Origin of the sequence: Sporosarcina sp. YIM B06819, from assembly GCF_033485175.1 — a bacterium.
In the GTDB taxonomy this organism is placed as follows: domain Bacteria; phylum Bacillota; class Bacilli; order Bacillales_A; family Planococcaceae; genus Sporosarcina.
Genome location: NZ_JAWLIQ010000016.1, coordinates 57,452 through 70,312 on the forward strand (window position 1 = coordinate 57,452; position 12,861 = coordinate 70,312).

Genomic DNA, 12,861 nt, shown 5'->3' on the forward strand with positions numbered 1-12,861 from the left:
CCTCAACCCAACAAAATGGAGGATTTTAGAATGATTGGAACATGGGTATCGATTTTGCCGCCACTAATTGCTATTGTCATGGTGTTGGCGACAAAACGCGTATTGCTATCACTTGGATCAGGAGTTGTCGCTGCAGCTTTATTGGCAGCATCCTTTTCGCCAGGTGAATCTATCAAGAATTTATGGAGTGGAATGATCGTCTCTTTCTGGGATGGAGGAGAATTGAATACGTATAATATTTACATTATGTTATTCATCCTTTTACTTGGAGTTATTACGGCATTCGTTAGCTTGTCTGGTGGTAGTCGGGCGTTTGCAGCGTGGGCAGTCCAGCGTATTAAGACAAGACGTGGAGCTAAACTATTGACGGTGTTTTTGGGCATTGCGATCTTCGTAGATGACTATTTTAACGCATTGGCAGTTGGTCAAATTGCTCGTCCGATTACGGATCAGCACAAGATTTCTCGCGCGAAATTAGCTTATTTTATCGATTCAACGTCAGCACCGATTTGTTCGATTTCGCCAATTTCTAGCTGGGGTGCGTTTTTAATAGGACAGCTAGCACTCATTTTTGGTGGTGCCGCGGCTATTAGCTATTCACCACTATCGGCTTTTATCATGATGGCCCCTATGAATTTTTATGTTGTGGCAACACTAGCAACAGTCTTTTTCTTGGCGTGGACAGATGTTGATTTATTTGGAATGAAAAAACATGAAGAGCTTGCGAAAGAACAAGGGCAGTTATTTGATCCTTCGAAAGCGATTCCTGGTCAATTGAAAGAGGAGTTCCCTGTGCACGCACATGGTCGTGTACGTGATCTAGTAGCACCGATTGTGGTGTTAGTAGCTGTTACTTTTGCCATGATGATTAGAACGGGCTATTTGGCAGGTGGATCGATGAGCATTTGGTCGATTTTTGAAAACACAGATGTGCCTTTGTCATTGCTAATAGGGGGAATGGCGGGGACAGCAGTTGCTGCGATGTTGTATATGCTACAGATGAAACGCAATGAAACGGCAAGTATGCGGTTGGTCATTCGCGCATTTACAACTGGTGTACAATCGATGATTCCAGCAGTTCTCATCCTAATTTTTGCTTGGGCACTAACCGATTTAATTGCTGTATTAGATACAGGTGCTTATTTATCGGGCGTTGTCATAAGTGCTAATCTACCAGTGGCATTTTTACCGGTTATTATTTTTGTGCTGGCAAGTTTAATGGCCTTTGCAACGGGGACATCTTGGGGGTCATTCGGAATCCTGTTACCGATTGCAGGAACCATTATGATTGATGCCGCACCGGACATTTTATTACCAGCATTGGCAGCAGTTCTTGCAGGAGCGGTCTGCGGCGATCACTGTTCGCCGATATCGGATACGACAATCCTGTCAGCGACAGGTGCGGGGAGTAACCTGATGGATCATGTGACAACGCAATTACCTTACGCGCTCATCAGCGCAGCAATCGCTGCAATTGGCTATATTGTTTTAGGGATTACAGGCTCTGTATGGATAGGTCTTATTGCTGTCATTATTCTTCTTGTTATATTATTTGCTGTTTGGTCGATGAAAGCAAAAAAAGAGGCCGTTCAGCTGTCTGCATAAAAAAAGAAGCGATGGAATTTCATCGCTTCTTTTTTATATAAAAAGCAATTTTTGGATAAAAAAATGTTTTGACAATAATCAATCAGGTATATATACTAGCAATAAGATTACAAACAATCTGAAAGTATTAAACATTTAATTCTCTGTTTTAGAAATAGAGAATAAGAGGGGGAAACTAGGATTTATAGCATTACGTCTTTAATTATCTGAATTGTAAATAAAAAGGGGGATTTCAAATGAAATTGAAAAAATTCGCGGGTATATTTGCCACAGCAACTCTTGCAGTTGGACTACTAGCAGGATGTGGTGCTGGAGAGAAAACGGGCGGGGATAGCTCAAGCGCAGGCGGCGAGGGTGGCGACTCGATTAAGATTGGGATTAACTTAGAATTATCGGGGGCTGTTGCTTCATATGGAACATCAGAACTTGCTGGAATTGAATTAGCTGTTGAAGAAATCAACGCAGCTGGCGGAGTGGATGGCAAGAAAATTGACTTAGTAAAGGTCGATAACAAATCAGACCCGGCAGAAGCAACGAGTGCAGCACTAAAATTAATCGATAAAGATAAAGTCGTGGCAATTATCGGAGCGGCGACAAGTGGTGCAACAGTTGCACAAGCTGATATTGCTAATAGTAAAGAAATACCTATAATCAGCCCATCTGGTACAAGCCCGACAGTAACGGTTAAAGAAAATGGCAGCGTCAATGAATTTGTCTTCCGAACATCTTTCATCGATCCGTTCCAGGGGACTGTTGCAGCGAACTTTGCAGCAAACGAACTGAAAGTGAAAAATGCTGCGATTTACTCGGATAACTCAAGTGACTACTCAAAAGGTCTTGCAGCATCATTCAAAAAAGATTTTGAAGCAGCGGGTGGTAAAGTAGTTAGTGAAGAATCATACATTGCAAAAGACTCTGATTTCCGCTCAACATTAACACGTATTAAAGCGGCAAATCCAGAATTCATTCTGATTCCAGGTTACTATGAAGAAGTTGGATTGATCGTTAAACAAGCGCGTGAAATGGGTATTACAGTACCACTTATGGGCGCAGATGGTTGGGATTCTCCAACTTTACTAGACTTGGCTGGTGCAGAAGCGTTGAACAATACATTCACGACAAATCACTACTCTTCTGAAGATACAGATGGAATCATCCAAGAATTCAATGATAAATTCGAAGCGAAATATAGCAAATTACCAGATGCATTTAACGCACTTGGGTATGACACAGTTTACCTACTAGCTGACGCTATCAAACGTGCAGGTGGAGCAGATTCAGTGAAAATTAAAGATGCTTTAGCTACAACGAAGGATCTTGAACTTGTCACTGGCTTATATTCAGTAGATGAAAATCACCACCCTATCAAATCTGCTACGATTCTTGAATATAAAAACGGTAAGCAAGAATTTAAAACAAAAGTAAATCCTTAATTCAAATACTAGGAATGGGGGGAGGTCATCCTCTCATTCTTTTTTATCTTTGTTCAGCTGAAGATCACTGCGGAACAATAGAGGAACGCAGGCTAAGGTCGCCACGTCCTGTGGCAACGCCTGCATGACCTGCATCGTGCAGGCCCAAGCCTCCGGCGGATGTCATAGATTTTGAAAGGAGTTAATCGAGCTCGATTCAAAATCTGGATGCCATTTCGTCAAGGCGTAATTGATTGAAGCCTATCTTAGAATAAAAAAGGAGTGAAAAATGCATGGAATGGTTACAGCAGCTGATAAACGGTATTTCACTCGGAAGTATATACGCGTTAATAGCATTGGGCTATACAATGGTTTATGGAATCATAAAACTCATTAACTTTGCGCACGGGGAAGTCTTTATGATTGGAGCATTCATCGGCTATTTTTGTATTGCTGGATGGGGGCTTGGGCTGTTTCCAGCTTTGCTAGTTGCAATGACAAGTTGTGCAATCATTGGGGTTATCATCGAACGAATTGCCTACAAACGATTGCGGAATGCGACACGAATTGCCGTTTTAATCACTGCAATCGGAGTATCTTTGCTGATTCAAAATGGTTTCATCTATATGCGCGGAGCACAACCAGAAGCGTATCCGGCTGTTTTTGCGAATAAGTCATTTGCTTTTTTTGGTGCTCAAATTAGTAGCCAGTCCATCTTAATTCTTTCTGTTTCGATTGGCTTGATGATTATCCTTCAATTTATTGTACATAAAACGAAAATTGGGAAGGCGATGCGAGCGGTATCTTATGACAGTGAAGCTGCAAAATTGATGGGCATTAATGTAGATAACACAATCTCGGCGACATTTGCGATTGGCTCTGCACTAGCGGGAGCTGCAGGCGTTATTTTCGGTATTTATTATACAAAGATTGATCCGTTGATGGGGATTATTCCCGGTTTGAAAGCATTTGTAGCGGCTGTTCTTGGTGGAATTGGTATCATTCCAGGGGCAATGGTCGGTGGGCTTGTGCTTGGGGTGGTAGAAACATTTGTAAGTGCGATCGGCTTCTCGCTTTGGAGAGACGCTGCGGCATTCATCATTTTGATCTTAATACTCATTTTCAAACCGTCAGGCATCTTTGGTAAAAATACGCGTGAGAAAGTGTAGGTGACAGGACATTATGAAAAAGTCAAAACAATTTTGGATATTTATCAGCTCATCTATTGCTGCCTATGCCATTGTTCAACTTCTCATCAACATGGGAATTTTGGATGATTTTTATATCAATACTCTTGTTTTTATGTCAATCAATATTATGTTAGCCGTCAGCTTGCATTTAGTCATTGGGATTACGGGACAATTTTCACTAGGGCATGCTGGATTTTTAGCAGTTGGTGCGTATGTATCAGCGATTGTCACTATGAAATTGCAATTACCATTCCTAGTTGCCATTTTAGCAGCGGGTGTAATGGCAACGATTGCCGGATTAATCATCGGGATTCCAAGTTTGCGGTTACGCGGGGATTATCTAGCAATTGCTACGCTTGGTTTCGCAGAAATCATTCGAATTATTTTCTTGAATATTGAATATGTCGGTGGAGCGGCGGGCATGCAGGTCACGCATTTAACGAATTGGACGTACACATTTATATGCCTATTCGCGACAATCGTAATCATTGTGAACTTTACTAATTCACGACATGGTCGAGCATGTATTTCCATTCGTGAGAATGAAATTGCGGCAGATGCTATGGGTATTAATACAACCTACTATAAGGTTCTAGCGTTTGCGATTGGTGCTTTCTTTGCCGGTATTGCCGGTGCGTTGTATGCCCATAACTTCTATATTATCCAGCCTGTTAACTTCGGGTTTTTAAAATCAATTGATATTTTAATTTATGTTGTATTAGGCGGACTAGGAAGTTTGTCAGGTGCAATTGTAGCTACTATATTATTGACAATTGTTTCTACATTCCTACAAAGTTATCCTGAAACACGGATGATTATTTATAGCTTAGTCCTGATCATTGTCATGCTCTATCGTCCAAAAGGTTTAATGGGAACGATGGAAATCACAGATTATTTCAAGCTGTGGAGAGGTTCGAAAGGGGGCAGCAAACATGGCCAGTGAACCGTTACTAAAAGTCACAGATGTCGGTATACAGTTTGGTGGACTAAAAGCTGTTGCGAATTTCAATATGGAAATCAAACAAGGTGAGCTAATTGGATTGATTGGACCTAATGGTGCGGGTAAGACAACGAGCTTTAACTTGTTAACGGGAGTCTATACGCCAACCGAAGGTGAAATTTTACTGAATGGGCAGCGTATTAATGGCATGGCCCCGTACCAGGTTACACGCAAAGGAATTAGTCGGACATTCCAAAATATCCGGTTGTTTAATGAATTGTCTGTATTGGATAACGTAAAAGTGGCTTATCATTCGTTAGCGAAGCATTCAGTAATGAGTTCCATGTTCCGTCTTCCTACTCACTTTTCTGGTGAGAAAGAGATGGAAGAGAAGGCAATGGAGTTTTTGAAAATCTTTCAGTTGGACAAATACAAAGATGAACATGCAAAAAACTTAGCTTACGGAAAACAGCGGAGACTGGAAATCGCCAGGGCGTTAGCGGCGGGACCGCAGCTGTTGTTGCTCGATGAACCTGCCGCTGGGATGAACCCGCAGGAAACGAAGGAATTGATGGAACTCATCGCTTTTGTTCGCAAAGAGTTCAATTTGACCATCTTATTAATTGAACATGATATGAACTTAGTGATGGGGATTTGTGAGCGTATTTACGTATTGGATCATGGTGTGCTTCTTGCTGAAGGAACTCCTGAAGAAATCCGTAATAATCCAAAAGTAATTGAGGCTTATTTAGGGGAGGAGGTCCATGATGAGCATGCTTAAAATTGACAACATCAATGTCTATTATGGAAGTATCCATGCCTTAAAAGGCGTTTCATTGGAAGTAAATCAAGGCGAAATTGTTACATTGATTGGTGCTAATGGAGCTGGGAAAAGCACATTGTTGAAAACATTATCGGGTTTATTGAAGCCGAAAGAAGGCTCTATCACTTATTTGAATTCGTCAATTGCAGGAAAGCCGGCTCAAGACGTTGTTAAGGCTGGAATCTCGCACGTGCCGGAAGGAAGGCGCGTCTTTGCAGATATGAGCGTTGAGGAAAATATTGAATTAGGTGCATTTTTACGCAAAGATAAAGCCGGGATTCAACAGGATTTTCAAAAAGTCTATCAGATTTTTCCGCGCTTACATGAGCGGCGCAAGCAATCTGCCGGTACATTATCTGGTGGAGAACAACAGATGCTGGCGATGGGAAGAGCGATTATGGCGAGGCCAAAGCTATTATTATTGGATGAACCATCCATGGGCTTGGCGCCACTAATGGTGAAAACGATTTTTGAAGTCGTCAAGGATATTAATAAAGAAGGCACAACGATTTTACTTGTCGAACAAAATGCTAACATGGCTTTATCAATTGCGGATCGGGCGTATGTCATTGAAACGGGTAGAGTGATCCTGTCGGGGACTGCCGAAGAATTACAAGCGAGTGAAGAAATAAAAAATGCTTATCTTGGTGGGCATTGACGATTATTAGTAGATATGTTTGAATCGAAAAAGAGAGCGGTTGACCCACAAATTCAAGGGGCAGCCGCTCTTTCTGCTGGTTGTTTGAAGTCTGAATATATGATACATTGACAATAGCAATGAAATCAATACCATATGTCTTAAACATTTCATTACATTTTAAATAATATCGCACTAAATTGTGGGAATGGGGTAGATCGTCGTGTCGTGCAGACCGGAACAAGGAACGAGAGCAGAACATATTAAAAAACCAGATTGGCTAAAAATCAAGCTGAATACGAATGATAATTATGTGGGACTCAAGAAATTGATGCGAGAGAATAATTTGAATACAGTTTGTGAAGAAGCTCGTTGCCCCAACATCCATGAATGTTGGGGAGAGCGTCGCACGGCAACGTTCATGATTCTTGGAGCAGTTTGTACACGTGCCTGTCGCTTTTGTGCGGTTAAAACGGGATTGCCAACTGAACTCGATTTGGCGGAACCGGAACGCGTTGCAGATTCTGTTGCGCTCATGAATTTGAAGCATACCGTCGTAACAGCTGTTGCGCGTGATGATCAAAAAGATGGTGGATCTGCAGTTTTTGCTGAAACCATTCGTGCGATACGTCGAAAAAACCCATTTACGACTGTAGAAGTGCTACCATCAGATATGGGTGGAGATTATGATAATCTAAAGCGTCTGATGGATGCCAAGCCGGATATTCTGAATCATAATATAGAAACCGTACGGCGCCTCACACCGAGAGTTCGTGCTCGAGCAACATATGATCGCTCACTCGAGTTGCTACTGCGTGCGAAAGAAATGCAACCAACAATCCCGACAAAATCTTCTTTGATGCTTGGTCTTGGCGAAACGCATGAAGAAATTTTGGAAACGATGGATGATTTACGAGCACATAAAGTGGATATTATGACAATCGGTCAGTATTTACAGCCGTCGAAAAAGCATTTAAAAGTACAGAAATACTACTCACCGCAAGAATTCGGTGAGTTAAGAAAAATTGCAATGTCCAAAGGATTTTCACACTGTGAAGCGGGTCCATTAGTGCGTTCAAGTTACCATGCGGATGAGCAGGTAAATGCGGCAGCTAAGGAAAGACAGCGTCAGGGTGATGTGGAATTAGAATCGGCACTGCAATCAACTTGAATCGGCAAGCCCTGCTGATTGAGGAGGAATGAAGTTCAATTCCTCCCTGTTGAGCCTTCTGCGGATGTCACAGATTTTGAAGGGAATTGTGGTATGCAACCTAAGTTCGCCGCGTCCTGCGGCAACGGTTGCATACCCGCATCCTGCGGGCACAAGCAAAATTCAAAAACAGGACGCAATTACGCAGAGGCGTAATCGATTAATTGGCGGTGAAATGAATGATAAAATTAGATGATTGGCAGTTTGAGGTCGTGACGAATTTTCGTGATGGTTTCAATGAAGAAGCGCTTCTTGCGCGATATAGTGATGTCCTGCTGAAGTATGATTATATACTGGGCGACTGGGGATATGGGCAACTTCGGTTAAAAGGCTTCTTCGAGGATACGAACCAGAAAGCAACGTATGAAACAAAGATTGGTACTTTACAGGATTACCTGTATGAATACTGTAATTTTGGCTGTGCATATTTCGTTTTGAAAAAAGTAGAGCGTATCAAACCAGATACGTTAATTGAAGAAGTTGCTGAATGACAAGGCTCGCGCGTGGATTTTTATACTCCATGTGCGAGTCTTTTCTATGGGGTGTTAGAGAATAATACTCTAGGAAGAAGGTTTGGGCTGTCCGGAAAGATAGTATTCACAAACTTTTTGAGCAGCCAAAAGGCTGCTTTCCATTCCACGATAAACACAATTGAACTTATCGATCATTTGCCGAAGGTTATCGATCAATTTGAAGTCATTATCGATCATTTCCGCTAAGTTATCGATCAATTGGACAGAGTTATCGTCATTTCGGGACCTTAGACTCGTCTAGTGGACACGGGCACTGTACGCAGCGTGTCTAGTGTGTAATCAATGAGTTCCTTATTTCAATTCATGTAGATATGGTATTATAGTAAAGGATACATAAAGCTAATCATAACAATCAGGAGGGACAGTCTGTGTACTTTGTTGACAGAAATCAAATTAATAAAGCGCTTGATCATATGGAATATTTACTTGGGGTATATGAAAGTGGGAGTAGGTGGGCGGATGATGAAATTCGTTCACTCGCATTGGAGCGGATCGCACAAGTCATCATTGAATCGGTTATTGACGTCGGTAACTCGATGATTGATGGTTTTATCATGCGTGACCCGGGCAGTTACGAGGATATTATTGACATTATGGAAGATGAACGTGTGGTAACGACTGAAATGGCTGGGCCGTTAAAACGGGTAATCGACCTGCGAAAAATGATTGTTCGTGAATTCACGGAAGTGGATATCGCTGAAATTAATAAAGTCCTTCATGACACATTAGGGGAACTTCAAGAATTTCCAAACAAAGTCCGTTATTATCTTGAAAACGAACTAGGTCCAGTATCTGCATTTTTACCTGAGGATAAATAAAGATGGATCACTATAAAGCAATTTGCCTCGACTTAGACGGGACAGTTTACCGTGGGACTGAACCGATTCCAGAGGCAGTGTCTTTTATCGCTAGCGCTCAAGCACGGGGCATCAATCCTTATTTTATAACCAATAATTCTTCGATGACACGCTTGCAGCTTCAAGAAAAGCTGGCTTCATTTGACATTCAAACAGATACTGCTCATATTATGACATCTGCCATTGCGGTAGCTAAATATTGTAAGGAAAATTATAGTGGGGCATCTGTACTGATGATTGGTGAAAATGGATTGGAAGAAGCATTGGTTTCTGAGGGGATTGAACTTACGATGGACAAGCCAGACGTGGTTATTATGGGAATCGATCGCGGTATAACTTATGATAAGTTGGCAGCGGCTTGTCTTGCTCTACGTGCAGGTGCTCATTTCATTGCAACAAATAGTGATAAAGCATTTCCGACAGAACGGGGACTTGTCCCGGGGAATGGCTCGTTTGTCCAATTGATGGAGGCGGCGACGGGCAAATCACCGATATTTGTTGGAAAACCAGAATCGTATATGTTAGGTTTCATTCAGCAAGAAAACGGTTATCGTAAGGAAGAGATGATTATGGTGGGTGATAACTATGACACCGACATTCAAGCTGGAATTCGCTTTGGCATCGATACGCTCCATGTGGCAGGTGGGGTGACATCTAGTGAGGACGTCTTGCTGAAAGAACAGCAGCCGACGTATCATTTTCAATCGTTGTTGGAATGGCCTTAATCAATCACGCTAAGGCGTGATTGCGTCCGGATTTTGAATCGAGCTTGAGGCCAGCACGAGGCTGGTCATGCAACGGAGAAGGATTGAACTGCATCCTTCCTTGTTGCCACAGGACATGGCGGTCTTAGGTTGCCTTCCTTAACTCCTTTCAAAATCCGTGACATCCGCCGGAGGCTTTATCAGGGAGGAATTGAACTGCATTCCTCCTTATTCAGCGGGAATTGGAATACCAATTGAATGAAAAGTTTCCTATATCCATCTTACCAATTATGGAAGTGGGGTATTCAGCTGAATTTAGATAAAAAGCTAACCGCCTTACATAGGCGGTTAGCTATAATGCTCAAAAGAGCGGATTGTCTTCGATGAATTGGTAGATACGTTCAGTCAGTTCTTTAGGTGTGTCGGCTTCGACAACTTCACCATTGACAACTGCGTACAGTGTGTTCATACATTTTGTACAATAGCTTAGACAACCATATTCAAGAACGTCAAGATTCGGATCTTTTTCCAATGTTTCGAAAGTTTCTTGTGAACCATTTGCAATATTACTTATACAAAACTCGACAATCGGATTCATGGCGATCACCTCACTCACTTGGAATCCTACTCCTTTTTCCGCCACACGTCAATTCCCCTGTCCTATCAAAGTTAGCTAATGAAATGAAGATTTACTTTCTGATGACTCATTGTGAAGTTTGTCACAAACTGCTATAATCAGATTGAGAAAATAACGAATTAACGGATTATGAAGGAGAAAAACTATGAGAAAACTTGTACTACTTGGCGCTGGATACGGAAATATGCGTATTATGCTGCGCTTATTGACGAAAGATCTTCCAGATGATATTGAAATCACACTTGTCGATCGGACTCCTTTCCACAGTTTGAAAACGGAATTTTATGGACTGGCGGCTGGGACGGTATCAGATTCAGAGGTCCGTGTTGCATTGCCTATCCACGACAGATTGAAAGTGGTTGGCGGTGAAATTATTGAAATTAGACCGGATGAAAAATGTGTCTATCTCGATGATGGCGTACAGATTAAGTATGATGAGCTCGTGATTGGTCTTGGCTGTGAAGATAATTATCATGATGTACCAGGAGCAGCCGAATACACGTATAGTATCCAAACTATCGGTAAGTCAAGAATTGCTCATGAAAAAATTCTTGGTTTCGGAGCAGGCGCAACAATTGGTATCGTTGGTGCTGGTTTAAGTGGTATAGAACTCGCGAGTGAATTGCGTGAAAGCAGACCTGATTTGAATATTAAATTATTCGATCGTAGTCCACGGATTTTACGCGATTTCCCTGAAAGGCTGAGTAATTATGTCAAAGGCTGGTTTGACGATAATAATGTAGATGTTGTGTCGAATTCTAATATTACAAAAGTAGAACCAAATGCTTTATATAATCATGAAGAAACGATTCCGGTTGATGCAGTTGTCTGGACGGCAGGTATTCGTCCTGTTGCTGCGGTAAAAAATATTGATACTGAAAAAGATAATTCGGGTCGTGTTGTTCTCAATATGTATCATCAGTTGCCCGCATATAACGACGTCTATATTGTAGGGGACTGTGCTTCTTTGCCTTACGCACCAAGTGCTCAGGTTGCAGAAGAACAGGCGGAACAGATTGTCAAGATATTGCGCGCGGTATGGAGCGGGGAAGCTTTGCCAGACAAGATGCCAGAGATTAAGCTAAAAGGCTTCCTTGGTTCATTAGGGAAGAAGCAAGGCTTTGCTTATCTTGCTGACCGTACCGTTACAGGACGTATTGCGAGACTGTTGAAATCAGGCGTATTGTGGATGTATAAATGGCATAATGGCTAATTCCAAAAAATCCTTTATTCACAAAAAATTTGTGGATAAGGGATTTCTTTTTTTTTATTAGTTCTCTGAACGTTGTTTAGTTTCGCGGAAACGTTGCAAGGATTTCATTAGACATTGCAAAGTTTGTAGTAAACGTTGTTAGGTTTCCTGACTACGTTGTTTAGTCCTCTGAACGTTGTATAGTTTCGCGAAAACGTTGCAAGGATTTCATTAGACGTTGCATAGTTTGTAGCAAACGTTGTTAGGTTGCCTGATTACGTTGTTTAGTCCTCTGAACGTTGTATAGTTTCGCGGAAACGTTGCAAGGATTTCATTAGACGTTGCATAGTTTGTAGCAAACGTTGTTAGGTTACCCGATTACGTTGTTGACTGTGATAAAAACGGATTAAATCCCATCAAAAAACGGTCATTCCCTTAAGTACAGGGAATGACCGTTTTTAAGTTACGCTTGTGCCACAAAGCCATGCTTTTCAAGCTCGGCAAATACTGGTTTTAGTTGAATATAACCTTCGCCAATCATTTCGCCTTCAATCATAACAAGTGGATAGAAAAATTCGTCATTGCGTACTTGCTCCACAATTGCGCTTTGTCTGTCGTCTGCAATATCTTCTGCATCGATATCGATGTAGTGGATATCATAAGGCTGATTGGGATACTTCCTATCAATAGCAGCCTGTAACCATTCGTAAGTATCTTTGGAAGAAGGTGCGTTGACGCAGCTGGCACAGACGACCTCTGCTCCATAAATTTCAATGCTTAGTTTGTTCTTTTTCAATTTAACGATCTCCTCTCGACGCATTATTGGATTTTTTCTTAATGGCAGTTTATAATCAGTATAATGAAAGGGGAGTTTAAAAACAATGACAGATACAATGTTGACTGAACCTGTACAAGAAGTATTAGATAAATTACGCCCATTCCTATTGCGTGATGGAGGCGACTGTGAATTGGTTGATATTGAAGATGGTATCGTGAAACTTCGCCTTCTCGGCGCTTGCGGAACATGCCCAAGCTCAACCATTACATTAAAAGCAGGTATTGAACGTGCGCTTCTTGAAGAAGTGCCAGGTGTTGTTGAAGTGGAGCAAGTATTCTAATTT

General features: G+C 41.7%; 14 protein-coding genes. 12 read left to right on the forward strand and 2 right to left on the reverse strand.

The annotated features are described in order from the left end of the window. Positions 1-30: 30 nt before the first annotated feature. The 10 genes from R2B72_RS12215 (at position 31) to R2B72_RS12260 (ending at position 9,932) form a co-directional block, all read left to right on the forward strand. Positions 31-1,605, forward strand: a complete 1,575-nt coding sequence (locus R2B72_RS12215) for a Na+/H+ antiporter NhaC family protein (RefSeq protein ID WP_318616859.1) — start codon at positions 31-33, stop codon at positions 1,603-1,605. A gap of 236 nt (positions 1,606-1,841) precedes the next feature. Then, on the forward strand, positions 1,842-3,038 hold the full coding sequence (locus R2B72_RS12220; RefSeq protein ID WP_318616860.1) for an ABC transporter substrate-binding protein: 1,197 nt from the start codon (positions 1,842-1,844) through the stop codon (positions 3,036-3,038). Positions 3,039-3,310: 272 nt separating this feature from the next. Continuing rightward, complete coding sequence (locus R2B72_RS12225) at positions 3,311-4,186, forward strand: branched-chain amino acid ABC transporter permease (protein WP_318616861.1); 876 nt, start codon at positions 3,311-3,313, stop codon at positions 4,184-4,186. A gap of 13 nt (positions 4,187-4,199) precedes the next feature. Further along, positions 4,200-5,150: a branched-chain amino acid ABC transporter permease gene (locus R2B72_RS12230; RefSeq protein WP_318616862.1), complete on the forward strand. Its 951-nt coding sequence runs from the start codon at positions 4,200-4,202 to the stop codon at positions 5,148-5,150. Further along, on the forward strand, positions 5,140-5,928 hold the full coding sequence (locus tag R2B72_RS12235; protein ID WP_318616863.1) for an ABC transporter ATP-binding protein: 789 nt from the start codon (positions 5,140-5,142) through the stop codon (positions 5,926-5,928). Before R2B72_RS12230 ends, R2B72_RS12235 begins: the two co-directional genes overlap by 11 nt. Beyond that, positions 5,921-6,628 (forward strand): ABC transporter ATP-binding protein, encoded by a 708-nt coding sequence (locus R2B72_RS12240; RefSeq protein ID WP_318616927.1) that lies wholly within the window; start codon positions 5,921-5,923, stop codon positions 6,626-6,628. The genes R2B72_RS12235 and R2B72_RS12240 overlap by 8 nt, the downstream gene beginning before the upstream one ends. Positions 6,629-6,830: 202 nt before the next feature. Further along, entirely contained in the window at positions 6,831-7,778 is a 948-nt protein-coding gene (gene lipA, locus R2B72_RS12245) for a lipoyl synthase (protein WP_318616864.1), read from the forward strand. A 218-nt stretch (positions 7,779-7,996) separates the two neighbouring features. Continuing rightward, positions 7,997-8,308: a YutD family protein gene (locus R2B72_RS12250; RefSeq protein ID WP_318616866.1), complete on the forward strand. Its 312-nt coding sequence runs from the start codon at positions 7,997-7,999 to the stop codon at positions 8,306-8,308. 410 nt (positions 8,309-8,718) lie between these two features. Continuing rightward, entirely contained in the window at positions 8,719-9,168 is a 450-nt protein-coding gene (locus R2B72_RS12255) for a DUF86 domain-containing protein (protein ID WP_318616868.1), read from the forward strand. Between the two features lie 2 nt (positions 9,169-9,170). After that, complete coding sequence (locus R2B72_RS12260; RefSeq protein WP_318616870.1) at positions 9,171-9,932, forward strand: TIGR01457 family HAD-type hydrolase; 762 nt, start codon at positions 9,171-9,173, stop codon at positions 9,930-9,932. A gap of 340 nt (positions 9,933-10,272) precedes the next feature. Here the strand turns inward: R2B72_RS12260 and R2B72_RS12265 are convergent, their stop codons facing one another. Beyond that, on the reverse strand, positions 10,273-10,509 hold the full coding sequence (locus R2B72_RS12265; protein WP_318616928.1) for a YuzB family protein: 237 nt from the start codon (positions 10,507-10,509) through the stop codon (positions 10,273-10,275). Positions 10,510-10,693: 184 nt separating this feature from the next. Here R2B72_RS12265 and R2B72_RS12270 point away from each other — a divergent pair, with 184 nt between their 5' ends. Next, positions 10,694-11,761, forward strand: a complete 1,068-nt coding sequence (locus R2B72_RS12270) for an NAD(P)/FAD-dependent oxidoreductase (protein WP_318616871.1) — start codon at positions 10,694-10,696, stop codon at positions 11,759-11,761. Between the two features lie 442 nt (positions 11,762-12,203). Here R2B72_RS12270 and R2B72_RS12275 read toward each other — a convergent pair whose 3' ends face one another. Beyond that, complete coding sequence (locus R2B72_RS12275; RefSeq protein ID WP_318616872.1) at positions 12,204-12,536, reverse strand: YuzD family protein; 333 nt, start codon at positions 12,534-12,536, stop codon at positions 12,204-12,206. An 85-nt stretch (positions 12,537-12,621) separates the two neighbouring features. On the opposite strand from R2B72_RS12275, the gene R2B72_RS12280 reads away from it, so the two are divergent. Then, complete coding sequence (locus R2B72_RS12280; protein WP_203247966.1) at positions 12,622-12,858, forward strand: NifU family protein; 237 nt, start codon at positions 12,622-12,624, stop codon at positions 12,856-12,858. Positions 12,859-12,861: the final 3 nt, after the last annotated feature.